This is a genomic window from Allobosea sp. BK604 (genome assembly GCF_004341515.1).
GTDB lineage: Bacteria > Pseudomonadota > Alphaproteobacteria > Rhizobiales > Beijerinckiaceae > Allobosea.
This window is the reverse complement of sequence record NZ_SLZF01000013.1, coordinates 166,360-185,933: the sequence shown is the minus strand read 5'-3', so window position 1 is coordinate 185,933 and position 19,574 is coordinate 166,360. Positions and strand designations below refer to the sequence as shown.

Here is a 19,574-nt window from a genome sequence, read left to right as displayed (position 1 = left end):
CGTTGATCTTCTCGGCGACAGATCTGGAGGGCGTGGTTGCGATCGATATCGAGATGCAACACGACCATCGCGGCTACTTCGCACGGACGCTGTGTCGAGACGAATTCACGTCGCAGGGCCTGGTTGTCGACTACGCACAGGACAGCATGTCCTTCAACAATATCCGTGGAACATTGCGAGGCCTGCATTACCAGAACGCGCCTTGGGCCGAGACGAAGGTCGTCCGCTGCGTGCAGGGCGCGATCTACGACGTACTCGTCGACATGCGGCCCGGCTCCAGGACATATCTGGCCTGGCAGGGCTTCGAGCTCTCCGCCGACAACGGCAAGGCTCTCTATGTTCCGGAAGGCCTGGCCCACGGCTTCCAGACGCTGGCGGACGCGACGGTCGTTCAGTATCGAATCTCGGCCCCCTATGCCGCACACGCAGCCGCCGGAATCCGGTACGACGACCCACTTATCGCGATCGCCTGGCCCGAGCCGGTGACCGCAATCTCCGAAAAAGACGCGTCCTGGCCGGATCTGGAGAGATACAGGGAGCGGCGTCCGCTGCGGGTCGTGCCGACTTAACGGGAGACGGGAGAGATGCTTGAAGCACCCGGTGTGAAAGCGCGAGGCCTCCCGAGGGTCGATGTCGGCACAGCGATTTCGCCCCCCCAACCTGAGAGGGGGTGCCGCTTCTGTGGGACAGCCCTCACCCATGTGTTCATCGATCTCGGAATGTCGCCGCTCGCCAATTCCTATTTGCGGCGCGACGATCTCGGCAAACCCGAACGCTTCTTTCCGTTACGAGCGTATGTCTGTGCCGAATGCTTTCTCGTCCAGCTCGAGGATTCCGAGAGTCCCGAAGCCATCTTCAGCGACTACGCCTATTTTTCTTCGTTCTCGGAGTCATGGCTCGATCATGCCCGGCGCTATGTCCACGACATCTCCGAACGGTTCGGCATAGGGGGGCAGAGCCAGGTCATCGAGATCGCCAGCAATGACGGCTATCTGCTTCAATATTTCGTCGAGCGAAACGTCCCCGTCCTCGGGATCGAACCGGCCGGGAACGTCGCCGAGGCCGCACGCCGACGCGGAGTTCCGACTCGTGTGAGATTCTTCGGCGAGGAAGCGGCGCGCGAACTGGTGCGGGAGGGCATCCAGGCCGATCTGCTGATTGGAAACAACGTTCTGGCGCATGTTCCAGATCTCAACGATTTCGTGCGCGGCCTGAAAATCCTGCTCGCCGACGATGGCGTCGTCACGCTCGAATTCCCGCACCTTATGAGGCTCATGGCAGAGAACCAGATCGACACGATCTACCATGAGCACTTCTCCTACTTTTCGTTTCTAACCGTTGAAAAGATATTTGCCGCGCGAGGCCTGTGTCTGTTCGACGTCGAGGAATTGCCGACTCACGGCGGCTCCTTGCGCATCTATGCCCGCCATGATCGGATCGACGCACGCCCGGTGAGCCCGCGCGTGGCCGACCTTCGTCGACGCGAGACAGAGTTCGGGCTCGCGGACCTGGAACGGTACCTCGCATTCGCGGGCCGGGTGCACGAAACGAAGTGCAGGCTCCTCGAACTCCTGATTGCGGCGAAGCGGTCCGGTAAGCGCGTCGTCGGTTATGGTGCGCCGGCCAAGGGCAATACGCTCCTGAACTATTGCGGCATCCGCTCCGATTTCATCGACTACACGGTGGATCGCAGCCCCCACAAGCAGGGCCTCTTTCTCCCGGGAACGCATATCCGGATCGACGACCCGAGCCGGATTCAGGAGACCAGGCCGGCCTACGTCCTCATCCTTCCCTGGAACCTGAAGGACGAAATCATGGAGCAAATGGCCTATATCCGCGATTGGGGGGGAAAGTTCCTTGTGCCGATCCCATTCGCACAGGTCATCGACTAGAGCATTTTCGAGCGAAGTGGGCACCGGTTCGCGTGAATAAAATGCGATAAAACAAAAGCTTAGAGAACTTTCACGGTTCGAAGAAGCGCGGAGTTGCTCTGGGAGAACGACAGGGGCGGGCAGACGTCATGATCGAGAAAATGGCGGCCGACGAGGGGGGCATTTTCGAACAGGATCGCTTCGGTGTGCCCAAGGCGGCGCAAGCTGCCCAGTCTGGCGCCTCCAACGGAAGCGGGACTGCGCCAACGTCAGGACTGGAAGCGCCGCATCTCGCTTCGGATTCGGGCGACGCCATGCTCAGCCTCATCGAAGAGCTTTACCCGATCTGCCGCAGCATCACCGGCGACGGGGTGCGCGCCACGCTCAATCGCCTGTCGCGATATCTTCCGCTGGAAGTCGTGGAGGTGCCGACCGGAACACAGGTTCTGGACTGGACAATACCGCGGGAGTGGAACATCCGCGACGCATTCATCAAACGCCTCTCGGGCGAGCGTGTCGTTGATTTCGCGAACTCCAACCTGCATGTCGTGGGCTACAGCGCTCCGGTTCGCGCCCAGATGAGTTTGGCCGACCTGCGCTCGCATCTGCATACCTTGCCCGCCCAGCCCGACTGGATCCCCTATCGGACGTCCTATTACGCTGAGACCTGGGGCTTCTGCCTTTCCCACAACCAGTTCGAAAGCCTCCGTGACGAGGTTTACGAAGTCTGTATCGATTCGACCCTGGAGGATGGCTCCCTCACCTATGGCGAATGCCTGATCGAGGGCGAAACTTTGGACGAGGTCCTGATCTCATGCCACGTCTGCCATCCGTCGCTCTGCAACGACAACCTGTCCGGTATCGTCGTTGCAGCGGCGCTTGCCCAAGAATTGCTGCGATGCCCGACCCGCTATAGCTACCGCTTCGTCTTCGCGCCGGGCACGATCGGAGCGATCACTTGGCTCGCACGGAATCGATCTGTTCTGGAGCGGGTGAAGCATGGTCTCGTTCTGACCTGCCTCGGCGACGCGGGCCGCATGACCTACAAGAAGAGCCGAGGCGGCGACGCCGAGATCGATCGTGCTGTTGCCTATGTATTTCGGCAGAAGGCTTCGGAATTCGCGATCCGGGATTTCTCCCCGGACGGGTACGACGAGCGTCAATACGGATCACCCGGCTTCAATCTTCCGGTCGGCTGCCTCATGCGGACGCCTCACGGCGCATTCCCGGAGTACCACACCTCTGCCGATGATCCGGATTTCGTGCGTCCGGCCGCCCTGAGGGATTCCACCCGGACGTGCCTGGATGTGATCGATGTGATTGAGAATAATCGGATCTACCGCAATCTTCAGCCCTTCGGCGAGCCACAGCTCGGGCGTCGTGGCCTCTACGAGAGCCTCGGCGGTCAGCTCGCGAGCGACTTTCGGCTTGCGATGCTTTGGCTCCTCAACATGAGCGATGGAACGAACAGCCTCCTGGATATTGCCGCCAAGGCAGACCTTCCCTGGCAAAGCGTCAAGGAGGCTCGGCGAGCCCTCTGTCGGGAGGGCCTGCTCCAGACGCTGGACCAGCGGCCCGTATGATCCAAGTGTACATCGTGCTCACTTGTCGTCCGGTCGGAGCGTCGCCATTCGCCCTTTAAGTGGCCGGTGCAAATCCAGATGATTGAGCCGAATATCCTATCCGATGATCTAGTTTCTTGTATTGGCACCGGCTTTTCCGAAAGCCGCAATGCACTTTTCGAGCCGATGCGCTCATGCAATGTCGGATTGACGGCGAACAGTCCAAGAAAATATCGATCTAAATCGTGATTTCGGATCGCTATACCTTGCGCTATCACTTTATAATACTATTGATTGTGGCCTGTATTCCATCCCTAAAATTGGTCTTTGCCTTCCACCCCAGCCTAAGTCTTGCCAATTCAGTGTCAGCTGAATCCTCGCGCTCTTGTGCGCGGTTGTCTATCGCACCAAACCTGAGGAGATCCGCTCGTCCCATCAACTCTCCGATCATCTCAAGGCAATCCCGCAATCTCATCAATGACCCGGTGCCGATGTCAATTGGATCGGCGCTTGTCCATGGTAAGGATCCAGCACGGAGGAATGCGTCGATCACGTCATCGACATACACCCAGTCCAAGGCCCGGGCGCCACTTCCAAGCTCAGCTAATTGTCCGTCGCGCAATTGATTAATAACATAAGGCAATACCTTATAATTCTTTTGATTGGGGCCGTAGACCATCATAAGGCGAAGAATTGATACCTCTAAGCCACTAATCGAAGAGATCATCCTGGCATAAGCTGTGCTTGCTGCTTTGGCTGCAGCATAAGGGGAGCAAGGATATTTATCATCCTTGCCAGGCTCCTCGACCGACCCGGTCATAACGACGTGTATACCTCCAGCTTGGGCCGATTCGAGGAGAATATTTATTGTCGCCATGAGATCGTTCTGTATGCTGTCAGGAATCAGTGTGATAGCGCGACCGCCTTTGCTGTCGCTAGTAAGATGATATATAATTTTTGGATTATAACGATTAATAATTCTTTTGATATCTGCTCTATTGCTGGCGTCGCACTCGTCCCATATCATGTTTTTGGATGTTAGAAATTGACGATTTCGAATGTTACGAGAGACGCAGACGACATTTGAACCATGAAGAGCCAGCGCTGGTGCAAGATGCGACCCGATAAATCCGGTCGCTCCAATAACAACAATATTCTTGCCCTTTATGCCGAGGTGCATTGCTATTTTGACCTAACATAGCAACCGATGGCAACAAACGAACGCCCATCGTCTAAATTGCGTGAAGTTTAAGTTCTCTCACAGCGCGCCAAGGGAGGCGCCACACCCCTGTAGGCTGTCGGACTGGCCGCTCACCGTTGAGCCTAAGCGAGCAACCGAACACCAATACTATTGATTTGAAGCGCTTATCTGGATGCTCGCAGACCCCGAAATGCAACGTAGCGTTCGAGGGCGCAGTACGCAATGCCTGGCGAGCAGGCTGAGAGCCGTGGCTGGTTGGCGACGTCGCGGGTGGTCAAGATCTCGGTAGCGGAGACGATGCTATGCGAAGCGGGTTATGTAGGTACCAGTTCCAATGATCTCGAACACGCAATCATCCACGAACTTGACCGGCGATCCGTCGTCAAGGGTGTAGGTCGTAGGAAATAGGCCCGGCACAGCTCGCCAGACGATCACGCTGTACCGGTTGCCCTTCGCGTCTTCGCAGGCCTCGCGACATAGCTCTTGCGGATGGGAAAGAATCCGGCCCGAGCGGATAATCGGGCGGGCTTTTCGGGACCTGACCGTGCTACTGGTCGTAGCGATCTTGGCTCGAGCTTTCATAGCGGCACCTCGAAACGCGACTGATACGATTCAACTGCCAGGCTTGAGCGCTGTTCCGCGCCTTCGGTCACCCGTCACTCAGCCCGCCGGCTTTGGAGACGAGATCGATCAATGCGCGAGCTTTCCAGCAACCTGAAACGCCTCTCCCCATTCCAGGCGTCGACGCCATGCTGGCTTGTCGATCCACGCGCGGCTCGCCACCGGCTCAGGCGCCGCGCGGACGAAGGATCCACACTTCACCACGCAGGCGCCGGCTGGTGTCGCCGGCGATAGCCCCTCTCATTCCTACAAATCATTCCCATCTTCCTCCAAAGCCGCCCGAAGGACCTCTAGTATGAACCGAATTGTGCCGATCGTTCTTCCGCATACACGGCACGTAATCAGGGTCTGGTCGTCCGTCCATTCTGGAATATCGACGCCAGTGCACCGCAATCTTCGCAGACGAATATTGGGGCGCGATCTTCCATGGCAAGAGACCACTCTTGCGGCGGCAACGAATTCTACGAAAATCCGAAGGCGCAATCAATTAATTTAACGAAATCACTAATTTAGTCAATGTTAAAGTGCCCCCTGAGAGTCTCAGCTTGCAGCTGGAGACCAGCGTTGCTCGGGCTTTCTGGGGCATATGCGGGTGATCGCCACTCGCGTTGCGCGGCAGGTTGGCGATCGCCATCAATTCGGATTCCCCGCGCGCATCGCCGTCCGCAGCCGAGCCGTTCGTCGGCGGGCTCAGGCGCCGTGGCGCGCTATGCTTTGCCGGGTCTTGCTTCGACGGGGCTGGGCCTTTTTAATCGACGGAGGATATGCCAAGCCTTCGAAATCTAAGGTTTCGTGAGGTGGCTCGATGTCGACGATCATGCCGCGCGAACCCGCAATCGCATACCATTGGCAAGCGATACCGTCTTGTCCTCGGGGTGAGCTCGTTGTGATCGCGTCCTGCGGAATGGCCATAAGCGTCGGCCTGGCACGACTTTCCGCTGAGGGGGTTTGGCGATGGCAATCTGGACTGCCGGTCTCAGGTGATGTTGTCGCCTGGCGTCCGTATGCAGCGGCCGCTCGCTGAGATATCGACGAAACTGCAGTTAGGCCCTGTCAGCCCTTCCTGTCTGGGCTTTTTGCAGCACAGATGTCTACCTCGCTAGAGCATTTCCGCATTTCTTCGAATCGCGAAAATTCTCTATCTACTTGTTTTGACGCATTTTCTTCACGCGAACCGGTATCCACTTCGCTCGAAAATGCTCTAGTTCGACTCCTTCAGGAAGAACTGCGTCACAACTTATGGATCATCTTGAGGCTGCCTTGAACGGCGCCATGCCCGCCCGCGCCAGCGCATCGGCGCGCTCGTTCATCGCGTCGCCGGCATGGCCCTTGACCCATTTCCACTCGATCTTGTGGCGGCCGAGCGCGGCGTCGAGGCGCTTCCAGAGCTCCTCGTTCTTGACCGGCTTCTTGTCGGCGGTGCGCCAGCCGTTCTTCTTCCAGCCATGGATCCAGCCGGTGATGCCCTGGCGCAAATACTGGCTGTCGGTGTGAAGCGCGACGGTGCAGGGCCGTGACAGCGTCTCCAGCGCCGAGATCGCGGCCATCAGCTCCATGCGGTTATTGGTGGTCAGCGCCTCGCCGCCGGACAAGTCCCGCTCATGGCCCTTGTAGCAGAGGATCGCGCCCCAGCCGCCAGGTCCGGGATTGCCCGAACAGGCCCCGTCCGTCCAGATCTCGACCGCCTCGCTCATGGCTGGCCCCGGCGATTCTTGATTGCGCGAATGGGGCAAGCCCCAAGCGCGCCGGGTCCGGGATTGCCCGAACAGGCCCCGTCCGTCCAGATCTCGACCGCCTCGCTCATGGCTGGCCCCGGCGATTCTTGATTGCGCGAATGGGGCAAGCCCCAAGCGCGCCGGGACCGGGATTGCCCGAACAGGCCCCGTCGGTCCAGACCTCGACCGCCTCGCTCATGGCTGGCCCCGGCAATTCTTGATTGCGCGAATGGGGCAAGCCCCAAGCGCGCCCGGACCGGGATTGCCCGAACAGGCCCCGCCGGTCCAAACCTCCACCGCCTCGCTCATCGCCGCAACCCGTAGTCCCGCGCATCGCCGACACGCTGGTGGAAGGCGAGCTTGCGATCATATTCGAGCGGATCATGCGGCTTGACCAGGGCGCCGGGCGGCACGTTCAGCCAATCGACCAGTCGGGTCAGGAGGAAACGCAGCGCCGAGCCGCGGCACAAAGCCGGCAAAGCGTCGACCTCACCCTGCGTCAGCGGGCGCACGCTCTCATAGCCTGCCAGCATCGCCTGCCCCTTGGTGAGATTGAACGAGGCATCGGCCTCGAAGCACCAGGAGTTCAGGCAGATCGCGAGATCGTAGGCGAAGGCGTCGGTGCAGGCGAAATAGAAGTCGATCAGCCCCGAAAGCTTGTCGCCGATGAAGAAGACGTTGTTCGGGAAGAGATCGGCATGGATGACGCCGCTGGGGAGATCCTGCGGCCAGGCGCGCTCATGGCGCTCGATCTCGGCCAGGATCCGCTTTGCCAGCCCGGGCGAGACCGTGTCGGCGTCGGCGCCGGCCTGCTCGGCGAGCGGCCGCCAGCCCGGCACGGAGAGCGCATTGACGCGCTGCATGCCGAAATCCTCGCCGGCCTTGTGCAGCAGCGCCAGCGAACGGCCGACCTCGGCGCAATGCGCGGCGCTCGGCCGCTTGACCGAGAGCCCGTCGAGGAAGGTGACGATCGCGGCCGGGCGCCCGGCGAGCTTGCTCAGCGCCTCGCCGCGGCTGTCCTGCACCGGCACCGGGCAGTTCAGGCCGCGCCCGGCGAGATGCTGCATCAGCGCGACGAAGAAGGGCAGGTCCTCGGCCTTCACCCGCTTCTCGTAGAGGGTGAGGATGAAGAAGCCCGTGGTCGTGTGCAGCAGGTAGTTGGAGTTCTCGACGCCCTCGGCGATGCCCTTGGCGGCGAGCAATTCGCCAATGCCATAGCGCGCCACGAAGGCGGCCATCTCGTCATCGGCGACTTCAGTATAGACGGCCAAATTCGCTCACTCGGCCGCGGTCGGCGCTGGCTCGCTGCGCAACTCGCGCGGCAGGGGGAAGAAGACGCTTTCGTCGGCGGTCGAGACCGTCTCGACCCGGACCTCGTAGCGCTCGGCGAAGGCGTCGATGATCTCCTCGACCAGCACCTCCGGCGCGCTGGCTCCGGCAGTGAGGCCGAGCCTGCGGATATCGCCGAAGATCGACCAGTCGATCTCGTCGGTGCGCAGCACGAGGCGGGCATGCGGGCAGCCGGCGCGCTCGGCCACCTCGCGCAGGCGCTGCGAGTTGGAGGAATTGGGCGAGCCGACCACGAGCAGGCCGTCGACCAGCGGCGCGACGCGCTTGACCGCCTCCTGGCGGTTGGTGGTGGCGTAGCAGATGTCTTCCTTGTGCGGCGCGATCAGATCGGGGAAGCGCGCCTGCAGGGCCTCGACGATGCCGCGTGTGTCATCGACGGAGAGGGTCGTCTGCGTGACATAGGCGAGCGGCAGGCCGGAGGGCGGCACCAGCGTCGCGACATCGTCGAGCGTCTCGATCAGCGTGATCGCGCCCTGAGGCAATTGCCCCATCGTGCCGATCACCTCGGGGTGGCCGGCATGGCCGACGAGCAGGATGTGGCGGCCGCGCTTGTGATGGACCTCGGCCTCGCGATGGACCTTGGTGACCAGCGGGCAGGTGGCGTCGATTGCGAAAAGCGCGCGATGCTCGGCCTCGGCCGGCACGGATTTCGGCACGCCATGGGCGGAGAAGATCACCGGGCGGGTGGTGTCGGGCACTTCCGAGAGCTCGGCGACGAAGACCGCGCCCTTCCGCTTCAGCGACTCGACCACGTATTTGTTATGCACGATCTCGTGCCGGACATAGACCGGCGCGCCATGAAGGCTCAGCGCCTTCTCGACAGCGTCGATGGCGCGCACGACGCCCGCGCAAAAGCCGCGCGGGGCGCAAAGCAGAATGTCGAGCGGCGGCTTGGTCACGCGGCTGTGCGGCTCCGAAAGGGTCAGCGTCTTCTTTCGGTCAGATGCGGATGATGTCAAGGAACAGCAATGACGCGCCGGTGCAGGCATGGCCTGCACCATGCATCTGCACTCGAGACTCGCAGGATCGATAGGCAGCCCCTAGATGGGGTAGGTTGTCGGCCTTGCGGCTACAAATGCCTCCTGACCCGAGATCTTCATGGCCGATGTTTCCCACACGAGCTACCTGCCCGCGATCCTGACGTTCTGTGCCGGCGCCGTGACCGCCGTGCCGCTGTTCCGTCGCCTCGGACAGTCGGCGGTGCTCGGCTATCTCGCCGCCGGCATCGTGATCGGCCCCTCGGTGCTGGCGGTGGTCAAGGATCCCGACGCGATCCGCGGCACGGCCGAGATCGGCGTCGTGCTGCTGCTCTTCCTGGTCGGGCTCGAATTGCAGCCGTCGCGGCTCTATTCGATGCGCAAGGACATTCTCGGCGCCGGCCTCGCCCAGATGGCGTTGAGCACGGGCGTGATCGGCCTCGTCGCGTGGTGGTTCGGCCTCTCTGCCGGCGGCTCCTTTGCCGTCGGCCTGGCGCTGGCGCTTTCGGCCACCTCGATCGCGCTGCAGCTCCTGGAAGAGCGCGGCGATGGCGGCGAGACCTATGGCAGGCGCACCTTCTCGATCCTGCTGTTCCAGGACATTTCGATCGCGCCCGCCCTCGCCGTGCTGCCGCTGCTGGCGACGACCGGGGCGGAGAATAACGGCTCGGGCCAGGCGTTGCTCGGCCTTGGCTTCGCGCTGCTCGCCGTCGCCATCATCGTGCTCGCCGGCCGCTATGTGCTGAACCCGTTCTTCCGCATCCTGGCCAAGGCCGGCGCCAAGGAGGTGATGACGGCGGCCGCCCTGCTGATCGTGCTCGGCGCGGCGCTCCTGATGGAGCATGTCGGGCTCTCGATGGCGATGGGCGCCTTCCTCGCCGGCGTGCTGCTCGCCGATTCGCATTTCAGGCACGAGCTCGAGGCCGATATCGAGCCCTTCCGCGGCGTGCTGCTCGGGCTGTTCTTCATGGCGGTCGGCATGTCGCTCGACCTGAAGCTGGTGATGGACAACGCGCTCCTGCTGGCGCTCGCCGCGCCGCTGCTCGTGCTGTTCAAGATCGCGGTGGCGGCGGCGATCCTGCGCGCCTCCTGCTCGACGACGACCGAGGCGATCCGGGCCGGCGCCCTGCTCTCGCCTGCCGGCGAATTCGCCTTCGTGCTGCTGCCGCTGGCGCTCTCGCTCGGCCTGCTCAACCCGCAGCAGAGCGCCATCGCGACCTCGCTGGCGGCGCTGACCATGCTGATCGGCCCGATCCTCGCCAAGCTGATCGACATCTGGCTGCTCGGCCATTCCGAGGCCGAGACGATGGAAGAGGATTTCGACGGCGCGGGCGGCACCGTCATCGTCGTCGGCTTCGGCCGCTTCGGCCAGGTGGTGACGCAGGCGCTGCTGCTCCAGCATGTCGACGTCACGATCATCGATTCCGATGTCGAGCGCATCCGTTCGGCCGCCAAGTTCGGCTTCAAGATCTATTACGGCGACGGCACGCGGCTCGACGTGCTGCGCGCCGCCGGCGCCGACAAGGCCAAGATCATCTGTGTCTGCATCGATAATCGCGAGGCGGCCCTGCGCATCGTCGAGATGGTCAAGGCCGAGTTCCCGACCGTCAGGCTGCATGTGCGCGCCTATGACCGTATCCACGCCATCGACCTGATGAAGGCCAATGTCGACTATCAGATGCGCGAGACCTTCGAATCGGCCCTCGGCTTCGGCCGGGTGACCCTGGAGGGGCTCGGCCTGACCTATGACGAGGCCAGCCTGGTGATCGACCATGTCCGCGACCGCGACGCCCAGCGCATGGAGATCCAGTTCACCGAAGGCATCGCCGCCAGCCTGACCAAGGTGCCGCGCGTCACGCCCGAGCCGCTGATCAAGCCCAAGGCGAAGTCGAAGGCGCTGACGCAGGAGACGCGCGAGGTCATCGAGGATGGCGGAGCGGAAGTCGCCGTCGGCGGCGTCGGCGAACCGGAGCGATGAGCGGCACGGTCAAGCCCGACGAGGCCGTCTTCGTCAGCGGCTCGACCTTTCGTCATGTCGCGGTGATGACGGCGACAGGCTCGATCGGCCTGATGGCGATCTTCGTCGTCGATCTCCTGTCGCTGCTCTACGTATCCTGGCTGGGACGACCGGGCGCCACCGCCGGCGTAGGCTATGCGACCATCGTCCTCTACCTGATGATCTCGTTCAATGTCGGGCTGATGATCGCGGTCGCGGCCCTGACCTCGCGCGCGCTCGGGGCCGGCGACCGCGAGGGTGCTCGGCGCATCGCCGGCTCCAGCATGGCGCTGATGACGCTGGCCGGGCTGCTGCTCTCGGCGTTGACCCTGCCCTGCCTGCCCTGGCTGCTCACGCGGCTTGGGGCACATGGCGAATCCTACGCGGTCGCCCTGTCCTTCCTATGGATCGCGTTGCCGTCCAACGTGCTGATGGCGATCGGCATGGGCTTTTCCGGCGTGCTGCGTGCCGTCGGCGATGCCCGGCGCGCCATGTTCGTGACCTTGGGCGGCGGGCTGGCGACCGCGGCGCTGGACCCGCTCTTCATCTTTGGCCTCGGCCTCGGCCCCAACGGCGCCGCCTGGGCCACAGTCGCATCGCGGGTGATCTTCGCGGCGATCGGCTTCCATGGCGCGGTCAAGATCCATGGCATCGTCGCGCGGCCGACGCGCGCCGCCATCGCCGCGGATACGCCGCGCACGCTGGCGATCGCGGCGCCGGCGATCCTGACCAATCTCTCGGCCCCGATCGCCAATGCCGTCTTCGCCAGCGTGATGGCGCGCTTCGGTGATGCCGCCATCGCCGCGATGGCGATCATCGACCGGCTCGTGCCGGTCGCCTTCGGCGTGATCTTCGCCCTGTCCGGCGCTGTCGGCCCGATCCTCGGGCAGAACTGGGGCGCAGGCCGTTTCGACCGGATGCGGCGCACGCTGAGCGATTCCGTGATCTTCGTCATGGGCTGCGTCGGCTTCGCCTGGCTTGCCCTTGTGCTGCTGAGCGGCCCGATCACCGCGCTCTTCGGAGCGACCGGCCTCACGGCCGAACTCGTGAGCTTCTTCTGCCTGATCTCGGGCCCGATGTGGCTCTTCGTCGGCCTGCTCTTCGTCGCCAACGCGGCCTTCAACAATCTCGGCATGCCGGTCCTCTCGACCGTGTTCAGCTGGGGCCGCGCCACGCTCGGCACCATGCCGCTCTCCTGGCTCGGCGCGAGCTATGCCGGACCGAAAGGCGCGCTCGCCGGCGCGGCGCTCGGCGCGGTCGTTTTCGGAATTGCCGCCCTCGTCACGGCCTATCGCAGCATCGGCAAGCTGGAGCGCGGTGCCACGGCGCAAGCGGCTGCGGCCCGTGCCTCGGCTGCCTCGGCCTGAGGCCTCTCAGGCGAGCCTGCGCCGGCTTGCCTGCGAGCCCCGCCCTGCTATCGTCCGGACGCAGGGCGATCCCTGCGGCGAAGATCGAGGCGCGCCATGATGAACCTGTTCGACATGATGCAATCGGCCCAGAACGGCCAGGCCATGCAGAACCTCGCCCGGCAATACGGGCTCAGCCAGCAGCAGACGCAGAACGCGCTCGACGCCCTGCTGCCGGCCTTCTCGATGGGGCTGCAACGCCAGACGCAAGATCCCTACGCCTTCGGCAATCTCGCCCAGATGATGACGGCCTCGCCCTACGGCCGGCTCTACGACGCCGATGGCGACGGCATTCCCGACAATGCGCAGATGATGGGCAACAACGTGCTCGCCCAGCTCTTTGGCTCGAAGGAGGTCAGCAACGCCGTGGTGGCGCAGGCGGCCGCGACCAGCGGCGTCGGCCAGGCCGTGCTCAAGCAGATGCTGCCGGTGATCGCCGCCATGGTGATGGGCGGCCTGTTCAAATCGACTGGCAATAGCGGGCTCGGCGGCATTCTCGGCCAGTTCGCCGAGATGATGCAGGGCAAGGTGCCGGGGCAGCAGCCGGCGCCGCAGCCGCAGGCGCAGCCTTCCGCCAATCCGATGGGCGATGTGCTCGGCCAGGTCCTCGGCGGCCTGTTCGGCGGTCAGGCCGCAGGAGCGGGCGCCGGCCAGCAGCCGCAGGGCGGGCCGTTCGGCGGACAGATGCCGGGCGGACAGATGCCCGGCGGCCAGATGCCCGGCGGTATGGGCGCCGGCGCCAATCCGATGGGCGATGTGCTCGGTCAGATCCTTGGCGGGTTGTTCGGCGGCGCGGCGGGCCAGGCCGCCGCTCAGGATGAACCGGCGCAACCGCGTGGCCGCCCTCAGGGCCGCGCTCCCGAGCCCGAGCCCGAAGAGGACGTGGCGGATCAGCCGGCGCCCTCCTCCGCTCCGGGCACGCCCGGCTCGATCGGCCTCGATGCGCTCAACCAGATGTTCGAGCACGGCAGGCAGGTCCAGGAAGGCCACCAGGACGCGCTGAAATCGATCCTCGACGCCATGCTCGGCGGCGGGCGGCGCTAATCAGGCGCAACAACTGCACATAAAAACGGGAGCACAAATAAAAACGGGCGGAAGCACTTGGCTCCCGCCCGCGAGGAACGTGCTGCGCCAAGGGGTCAGGCGCTGCACGCAACCGTGGATTTCGGAGTGGCCGCCGGGCGGCCGGCCGGTCGGCTCACCATGGCCTGTCGAAGACCTTTCTCTCGACGGGCCGAGGCGACGTTGTTCTGGGCGCTGGAACGCGCGGCCAGGATGGCCGAGGGATCGTTGAGCCAGGACGTCGAGAGCGCGCCATCGATATCCGAGCGCACCAGACCGATATCCTTGAGGCCGCGCTCGTCGAGCTCGGTGAGCCGCAGGATCTCGCGGCGATGAATCAGGGCCCGCGCCAAGGCTCGCACGCCGACGAAGCCACGAACGGCGACACGCGTGGTGGTGACAGCGACGAACGAGAGCGGCTTCCGGGCGAAAGTCAGGGTCAGCATGTTGACCTCCTTGGGTTTTTTGCTGCGGGAGCTTTCCGGACCGGCTGGACGCGCCGATGACACGAACCGGAAACTGCAGAGACCTTAGCTTTGCGCTGGCCATAAACCAAACGAATGGTTATGATGCTTCACAACACGGATATTGATGAACAATCCGGGAGGGGTCCATGGCGCATGTGCTGGATGCGGATCAGCTCAAAACCTTCGTCGCCATCGCCGATACCGGCTCTTTCACCCGTGCCGCAGAGATCGTTTTCAAGACGCAATCGGCGGTCTCGATGCAGATGAAACGGCTGGAGGAGCGCGTCGGACGGCCGCTCTTCGGCCGCGATGGGCGCCATGCCAAGCTGACCGAGGATGGCGAGCGCCTGCTCGACTACGCGCGGCGCATCGTGCGGCTCAACCTCGAATGCGTCGCGAGCTTCACCGACGCCGATCTCAAGGGACGCATCCGCCTCGGGGTGCCCGACGACTATGCCGATCGCTACCTGCCGGAGATCCTGGCCCGGTTCGCGCATTCCAACCCGCGGGCAGAGGTCACGGTGGTGTGCGAGCCGACACCGATGCTGGCCGAACGCATCGCCACCGGCGATATCGACCTGGCGATCATCACCCATGTCGAGAATCGCGGCCAGGGCGAGATCATCCGCATCGAGCCGCTGCTCTGGGTGACCTCGGCGCGCCACAGCGTGCATGAGGAGGACCCGCTGCCGCTGGCGCTGGGACGGCCGACATGCAACTGGCGCCAGGCTGCGGTAGAGGCGCTGGAGAAGAAGGGAAGGCGCTTCCGCGTGCTCTATGCGAGCTGGAACTCGACGGCGGTGGGCGCGGCGGTGATCGCGGGGCTCGCTGTCTCCGTGCTTCCGGAAAGCGCGGTCAGGCCCGGCATGCGCATTCTAGGCCCCGCCGACGGCTATGCGACGCTGCCATCCTGCAAGATCGGCCTGCTGCGCACGCGCTTCGACCCTTCGGTGCTCTCGAACGCGCTGGCCGAGCACATCATCCAGAGCCTGGATAACCTGGCGAGCTTCAAAGCCGCGGCGGAGTGACGATCACGAGGCGGGGAAGCCTTTGCTGACCGCCTCGAAAAAGCCGAGCACGGACTGGCCGATCTGAGTGGCCCAAACAATGATCGTGATCGAAATCAGGCCCGCGACCAGGCCGTACTCGATCACCGTCGCCCCACCCTGGTCAGTGGCAGCATCTTGAATGAAGGCCTTGATCCGGTTCATAACCGCGATCTAGCCGATAAATTCGGCCAAACCGTTAATGTGGCGGCGGCAAATCGCTGCAACTCGCGCTTTGCGGGTTGCCCGAGAAGCTAGAGCATTTTCGAGCGAAGTGGACACCGGTTCGCGTGAAGAAAATGCGTCAAAACAAATAGATAGAGAATTTTCGCGATTCGGAGAAACGCGGAAATGCTCTAGATCGCGAGCTCCTCGAAAACGGGCTCGATCCGCTCGCCCCAGCTGTTCTGGAAGCGCCCGGCGAGGTCTTGCGCAAGGCTGCGGCCGCGCTCGGCGATGGCCATGACCGGGTCGAGATAGGCCGTCTCGTCCTGCCCTGCGGCGTTGCGGCGGGCGCGGCGCGCCAGGCCGGCGCGCGACAATTCGAGCACCTCGCGGGCGACCTCCACAAGCGGGCGGCCGGCAATGCCCGCCTCCAGGCCGAGCTTCGGCACGGTATCGCGCAGACCCTGCCGCTCGTCGTTGCTCCAGCCCTTGACCAGGTCCCAGGCCGCATCGAGCGAGGTCTGGTCATAGAGCAGCCCGACCCAGAAGGCCGGCAAGGCATTCAGCATCGGCTCCGGGCCGGCATCGGCACCGCGCATCTCGAGGAAGCGCTTCAGCCTGACCTCCGGGAACATGGTCGAGAGATGGTTGGCCCAGTCGGACATGGTCGCCCGCTCGCCGGGCAGTTGCGGCAGCTTGCCGGCCAGCAGATCGCGGAACGAGGCGCCGGCGACATCGTGATAGACCGGGCCGCGCTTGACGAAATACATCGGCACGTCGAGGGCCCAGTCGACATAGGCCTCGTAGGACATGCCCTCGTCGAAGGCGAAGGCGAGCATGCCGGAGCGCGCCTTGTCGGTATCGCGCCAGATTTCCGAGCGCATCGACTGGAAGCCGTTGAGCTTGCCCTCGGTGAAAGGCGAGGCGGCAAAGAGCGCGGTCGCGACCGGCTGCAGGGCGAGCGAGACCCTCAGCTTCTTCACCATGTCGGCCTCGTCGCCGAAATCGAGATTCACCTGCACGGTGCAGGTGCGGAACATCATGTCGAGGCCGCGCGTGCCGACCTTCGGCATGTAGTTCGCCATGATCTTGTAGCGGCCTTTCGGCATCATCGGCGTCTGCGCCCGCGTCCACAGCGGCGAATGGCCGAGCAGCGCGAAACCGATGCCATGCGGCTCGGCGACCGATTTCACATCAGCCAGATGCTGCGCGAGCTCGGCCGCCGTCTCGTGCAGGTTTTCGACAGGCGCGCCGGAGAGCTCGAACTGCCCGCCGGGCTCGAGCGAGATCGCGCCGCCGCCATCGGGGCCGGCAAGGCCGATGATGTGGCCGTCATCCATGATCGGATCCCAGCCGAGCCGCGCCTGCATGCCTTCGAGGATATGGCGGATGCCGCCCGCCTCGCCGCGGCCCTCATAGGGCACCGGGGCGAGGTCGCCGCGGTAGAACGGGAATTTCTCGTGCTCGGTGCCGAGGCGGAAGGCGGAGCGCGGCTTCTCGCCCTGCGCGATCCAGCCGATCAGCTCGGACTTGCAGGCGACCGGGGTCGAATCGGACACGTCACGAGCCATGGGCGCTCCGGCACAACATTAGGGCAGCCGCGGCCCTGCCGACACCGGAATGGCGCGGCCGGGACAGGCTCGGAGCGCCACTCATAGGCGACCGCCCGGCAGAGGACAACGTTCTCCGCTACGCGTTCGAAGAGGGGTAGATCTTGCACAAACGCACGGGCGTTGTCACGGCTCTGCACGGCGCGCTTGCAATCACGCCGCACCAAGCAGGCGCGGCGGGCCTTCCCAGGCGACGCCGTCGGCGCGCGTCTCGGAGGCGAGCCAGTCCACGACCGCCGCAAGCCCGGCCGCCTGCCCTCCGCGCGCCCGCGCCTCCTCGAACATGGCGAGCTGGATATCGGCGCTGGTGCCCTCCGTGATGATCGCACGGCAGCCGGCGAGATCGGCGCAGCAACCGAGGGCCGCGGCATCATCCGAAAGCTGGTCGAGCAGTTCGTCGAGCAGGTCGGGAACCGTGCGCATGCTGCGGCTCTCGGAAGAGATCAGCCCGCCATGGATGCCATAGCGCTGCGCCCGCCACATGTTCTCTGCGGCAAGGGCGCGCGCGGTCACAGGCAGATTGGCGTTGAGCCAGGGGTTGCGCAGGAGATGGCGCACAAGGCAGCGAAAGAGCGCCGCGATCGCAAGCGTGTCGCCAAGCCGCGTGCAGCTATCGGCGACGCGCAGCTCGAGCGTCGGGTGCGTGTTGGAGGGACGGATCGCCCACCAGATATAGCTCGCATCCTTGATGGCGCCGGCGCTGACCAAGGTCTCGATATAGGCGCGATAATCGGCCGGGTCGTTGAACAGCTCCGGCAAGCCGGTGCGCGGCAGCTCGGCATAGGCCGCGAGGCGGTAGCCCATCAGACCGGTGCGCTGACCCTGCCAGAAAGGCGACGAGGTGGAGAGCGCCAGAATCAGCGGCAAATAGGGCAGCATGCGGCCCATCAGGCGGATGCGCTCGTCCTCGTCCGGAACCTCGACATGGATATGCAGCCCGCAAAGCTGGTTGCGCTGGCCGATCATCTGCAGGTCGCGCATCAGCTTGTCGTAGCGCGCCGCATCGGTGGCGCGCTGGCGTGACCAGACTGCGCTGGGATGCGTGCCGCAGGCGAGCAGCAACATGCCATGCTCACGGCCGAGGCCCGCAAGGCCGGACCGCAAGGCCGCGAGCGAAGCTCGCGCCTCCGACATCGTCTCGCAGACCGGGGTCGCGACCTCGATCTGCGATTGCAGCATCTCGCGCTGGACCTCCTTGGGAAAGGCCTCCTGCACTGCGGTGATGAATTTCGGCGAGACTTTGCGCACGCTGCCGCGGCTCACGGCATCGGACAGGAAATACTCTTCTTCGATACCGAAACGGCAGGCATGGCTCATAGCGTCCTCTCAGGGGATCGATGCAGGCTGTGCCGAAAAGGCCGCCGACATGCGGAAACCGGCCAGCATCACGCCGGCCGGGCGACCCCGCTCAGTCTCGCATCTCCCCTGCACACCCGCCCCAACGCCGCTCCGGCAGAGGCGTTCCCGGCCCTGTTCAGTTTTTCCCCTGCGGCCAATCGCCCAAGGTTGCCTGGAGCAGGGCAAGCGCGGCGACGGCGGCGGTGTCGGCGCGCAGGATGCGCGGACCAAGCGAGATGCGCAGCGTGTTCGGCCGGCCGAGCACCCGCTTGCGCTCGGCCTCGTCGAACCCACCCTCGGGACCGATCAACAGCGCCAGCGGGCCGGGCTTGGCGGCGGCCAGGGTCGCGACGGGGCTGTCATGCTCCGTCTCCTCGTCGCAGAAGACGAGCAGCCGTTCCGGTTCGAGCGCCGACAGGGCCGCCTCGAGGGAAAGTTCCGGCCTGATCTCGGGCAAGGCGAGGATGCCGCATTGCTCGGCCGCCTCGATCGCATTCGCCTTCAGCCGATCGAGATTGAGGCGGGAGACCTGGGTATGACGGGTCAGCACCGGCTGGAGCAGGCCGGCACCCATCTCGACCGCCTTCTGCGCCATATAATCGAGCCGGGCATACTTCAGCGGGGCGAAAAGATAATGCAGGTCGGGCTGCGGCGTTTGCGGCCGGACCTGCCGCAGCGGCTTGAGATCGGCCTGCTTGCGGCCGGCAGCGACGAGTGCCGCGACCCATTCGCCGTCGCGTCCGTTGAAGGCGAGGACCTCGTCGCCATCCTTCAGCCGAAGCACGTTGAGGAGATAATTGACCTGCTCTCGGGCGAGCGGCACCGGCCGGGCTTCGGTCAGCGATGCATCGAGATGGAGCCGATATCTCGGCAGGTCAGGCGCTGGCATCGACTTGTCCGTCATCGTTCCACGATTCTGCAATGGCTTGGCTTAAGCCGTGTCCGGCAAACCGGAAACCGGGTCATAGCCGAGACGGTCACGGCTGTCCCGGCCGGGCATAACGCCTCGCGATCGATCTGAACGTGGCAAAACGAAGGGTACGGAACGCAAAAACCGCCACAATCCTGGCGTAGCCGCACTGCTCCACGGCAAAGACCTGGACGATGATAGCCTGGCGCTTGGCGTAACCGCGCCTGTGCTGATATGGAAAAGTTACGGGCCAGGTGGAAGCCCGGGGACAAAGGGG

General features: G+C 64.0%; 16 protein-coding genes. 7 read left to right on the top strand and 9 right to left on the bottom strand.

Annotated elements, in window-relative coordinates:
• Positions 1-2: 2 nt before the first annotated feature.
• The 3 genes from rfbC to EV560_RS31815 all read left to right on the top strand — a co-directional run bounded on the left by rfbC (position 3) and on the right by EV560_RS31815 (position 3,454).
• Complete coding sequence (gene rfbC / locus EV560_RS31825) at positions 3-569, top strand: dTDP-4-dehydrorhamnose 3,5-epimerase (RefSeq protein WP_131859866.1); 567 nt, start codon at positions 3-5, stop codon at positions 567-569.
• Between the two features lie 15 nt (positions 570-584).
• A complete protein-coding gene (locus EV560_RS31820) occupies positions 585-1,892 on the top strand; it encodes a class I SAM-dependent methyltransferase (protein WP_131859865.1) in 1,308 nt (435 codons plus the stop codon).
• Between the two features lie 293 nt (positions 1,893-2,185).
• Entirely contained in the window at positions 2,186-3,454 is a 1,269-nt protein-coding gene (locus tag EV560_RS31815) for a DUF4910 domain-containing protein (RefSeq protein ID WP_131859921.1), read from the top strand.
• Between the two features lie 253 nt (positions 3,455-3,707).
• Here the strand turns inward: EV560_RS31815 and EV560_RS31810 are convergent, their stop codons facing one another.
• The 4 genes from EV560_RS31810 to ispH all read right to left on the bottom strand — a co-directional run bounded on the left by EV560_RS31810 (position 3,708) and on the right by ispH (position 9,219).
• Positions 3,708-4,613 carry an NAD-dependent epimerase/dehydratase family protein gene (locus tag EV560_RS31810; protein ID WP_131859864.1) on the bottom strand — a complete coding sequence of 302 codons (906 nt, stop codon included), beginning with the start codon at positions 4,611-4,613 and terminating at the stop codon, positions 3,708-3,710.
• A gap of 1,886 nt (positions 4,614-6,499) precedes the next feature.
• Positions 6,500-6,949, bottom strand: coding sequence for a ribonuclease HI (gene rnhA / locus EV560_RS31805; protein ID WP_131859863.1), 450 nt, complete (start codon positions 6,947-6,949; stop codon positions 6,500-6,502).
• A gap of 326 nt (positions 6,950-7,275) precedes the next feature.
• Positions 7,276-8,241, bottom strand: coding sequence for a homoserine kinase (locus tag EV560_RS31790; RefSeq protein ID WP_131859862.1), 966 nt, complete (start codon positions 8,239-8,241; stop codon positions 7,276-7,278).
• A gap of 6 nt (positions 8,242-8,247) precedes the next feature.
• Positions 8,248-9,219 (bottom strand): 4-hydroxy-3-methylbut-2-enyl diphosphate reductase, encoded by a 972-nt coding sequence (gene ispH, locus EV560_RS31785; protein ID WP_248312305.1) that lies wholly within the window; start codon positions 9,217-9,219, stop codon positions 8,248-8,250.
• A gap of 199 nt (positions 9,220-9,418) precedes the next feature.
• Here ispH and EV560_RS31780 point away from each other — a divergent pair, with 199 nt between their 5' ends.
• The 3 genes from EV560_RS31780 to EV560_RS31770 all read left to right on the top strand — a co-directional run bounded on the left by EV560_RS31780 (position 9,419) and on the right by EV560_RS31770 (position 13,743).
• Entirely contained in the window at positions 9,419-11,275 is a 1,857-nt protein-coding gene (locus tag EV560_RS31780) for a monovalent cation:proton antiporter-2 (CPA2) family protein (RefSeq protein ID WP_131859860.1), read from the top strand.
• The gene (locus tag EV560_RS31775; protein WP_131859859.1) at positions 11,272-12,660 is read left to right on the top strand and encodes an MATE family efflux transporter; all 1,389 of its coding nucleotides are present in this window, start codon (positions 11,272-11,274) and stop codon (positions 12,658-12,660) included. The genes EV560_RS31780 and EV560_RS31775 overlap by 4 nt, the downstream gene beginning before the upstream one ends.
• 96 nt (positions 12,661-12,756) lie before the next feature.
• A complete protein-coding gene (locus EV560_RS31770; RefSeq protein ID WP_131859858.1) occupies positions 12,757-13,743 on the top strand; it encodes a DUF937 domain-containing protein in 987 nt (328 codons plus the stop codon).
• Positions 13,744-13,838: 95 nt separating this feature from the next.
• Here the strand turns inward: EV560_RS31770 and EV560_RS31765 are convergent, their stop codons facing one another.
• Positions 13,839-14,207, bottom strand: a complete 369-nt coding sequence (locus EV560_RS31765) for a DUF1127 domain-containing protein (protein ID WP_131859857.1) — start codon at positions 14,205-14,207, stop codon at positions 13,839-13,841.
• Between the two features lie 167 nt (positions 14,208-14,374).
• On the opposite strand from EV560_RS31765, the gene EV560_RS31760 reads away from it, so the two are divergent.
• Positions 14,375-15,256 (top strand): LysR substrate-binding domain-containing protein, encoded by an 882-nt coding sequence (locus EV560_RS31760; protein WP_131859856.1) that lies wholly within the window; start codon positions 14,375-14,377, stop codon positions 15,254-15,256.
• 3 nt (positions 15,257-15,259) lie between these two features.
• On the opposite strand, the gene EV560_RS31755 is transcribed toward EV560_RS31760, so the two are convergent.
• The 4 genes from EV560_RS31755 to EV560_RS31740 form a co-directional block, all read right to left on the bottom strand.
• Complete coding sequence (locus tag EV560_RS31755; protein ID WP_131859855.1) at positions 15,260-15,439, bottom strand: Flp family type IVb pilin; 180 nt, start codon at positions 15,437-15,439, stop codon at positions 15,260-15,262.
• A gap of 191 nt (positions 15,440-15,630) precedes the next feature.
• Entirely contained in the window at positions 15,631-17,010 is a 1,380-nt protein-coding gene (locus EV560_RS31750) for a glutamate--cysteine ligase (protein WP_131859854.1), read from the bottom strand.
• Positions 17,011-17,202: 192 nt separating this feature from the next.
• The gene (locus EV560_RS31745; RefSeq protein WP_131859853.1) at positions 17,203-18,366 is read right to left on the bottom strand and encodes a carboxylate-amine ligase; all 1,164 of its coding nucleotides are present in this window, start codon (positions 18,364-18,366) and stop codon (positions 17,203-17,205) included.
• 157 nt (positions 18,367-18,523) lie between these two features.
• A complete protein-coding gene (locus tag EV560_RS31740; RefSeq protein ID WP_131859852.1) occupies positions 18,524-19,276 on the bottom strand; it encodes a 16S rRNA (uracil(1498)-N(3))-methyltransferase in 753 nt (250 codons plus the stop codon).
• Between the last annotated feature and the right edge of the window lie 298 nt (positions 19,277-19,574).

What these genes read in the sequence shown, in the direction of transcription:
- EV560_RS31820 (WP_131859865.1), top strand. Translation starts at nt 585, where the DNA reads ATGCTTGAAGCACCCGGTGTGAAAGCGCGAGGCCTCCCGAGGGTCGAT.
- EV560_RS31815 (WP_131859921.1), top strand. Translation starts at nt 2,186, where the DNA reads ATGCTCAGCCTCATCGAAGAGCTTTACCCGATCTGCCGCAGCATCACC.
- EV560_RS31810 (WP_131859864.1), bottom strand. Translation starts at nt 4,613, where the DNA reads ATGCACCTCGGCATAAAGGGCAAGAATATTGTTGTTATTGGAGCGACC.
- rnhA (WP_131859863.1), bottom strand. Translation starts at nt 6,949, where the DNA reads ATGAGCGAGGCGGTCGAGATCTGGACGGACGGGGCCTGTTCGGGCAAT.
- EV560_RS31780 (WP_131859860.1), top strand. Translation starts at nt 9,419, where the DNA reads ATGGCCGATGTTTCCCACACGAGCTACCTGCCCGCGATCCTGACGTTC.
- EV560_RS31775 (WP_131859859.1), top strand. Translation starts at nt 11,272, where the DNA reads ATGAGCGGCACGGTCAAGCCCGACGAGGCCGTCTTCGTCAGCGGCTCG.
- EV560_RS31770 (WP_131859858.1), top strand. Translation starts at nt 12,757, where the DNA reads ATGATGAACCTGTTCGACATGATGCAATCGGCCCAGAACGGCCAGGCC.
- EV560_RS31765 (WP_131859857.1), bottom strand. Translation starts at nt 14,207, where the DNA reads ATGCTGACCCTGACTTTCGCCCGGAAGCCGCTCTCGTTCGTCGCTGTC.
- EV560_RS31760 (WP_131859856.1), top strand. Translation starts at nt 14,375, where the DNA reads ATGGCGCATGTGCTGGATGCGGATCAGCTCAAAACCTTCGTCGCCATC.
- EV560_RS31755 (WP_131859855.1), bottom strand. Translation starts at nt 15,439, where the DNA reads ATGAACCGGATCAAGGCCTTCATTCAAGATGCTGCCACTGACCAGGGT.
- EV560_RS31750 (WP_131859854.1), bottom strand. Translation starts at nt 17,010, where the DNA reads ATGGCTCGTGACGTGTCCGATTCGACCCCGGTCGCCTGCAAGTCCGAG.
- EV560_RS31745 (WP_131859853.1), bottom strand. Translation starts at nt 18,366, where the DNA reads ATGAGCCATGCCTGCCGTTTCGGTATCGAAGAAGAGTATTTCCTGTCC.
- EV560_RS31740 (WP_131859852.1), bottom strand. Translation starts at nt 19,276, where the DNA reads ATGCCAGCGCCTGACCTGCCGAGATATCGGCTCCATCTCGATGCATCG.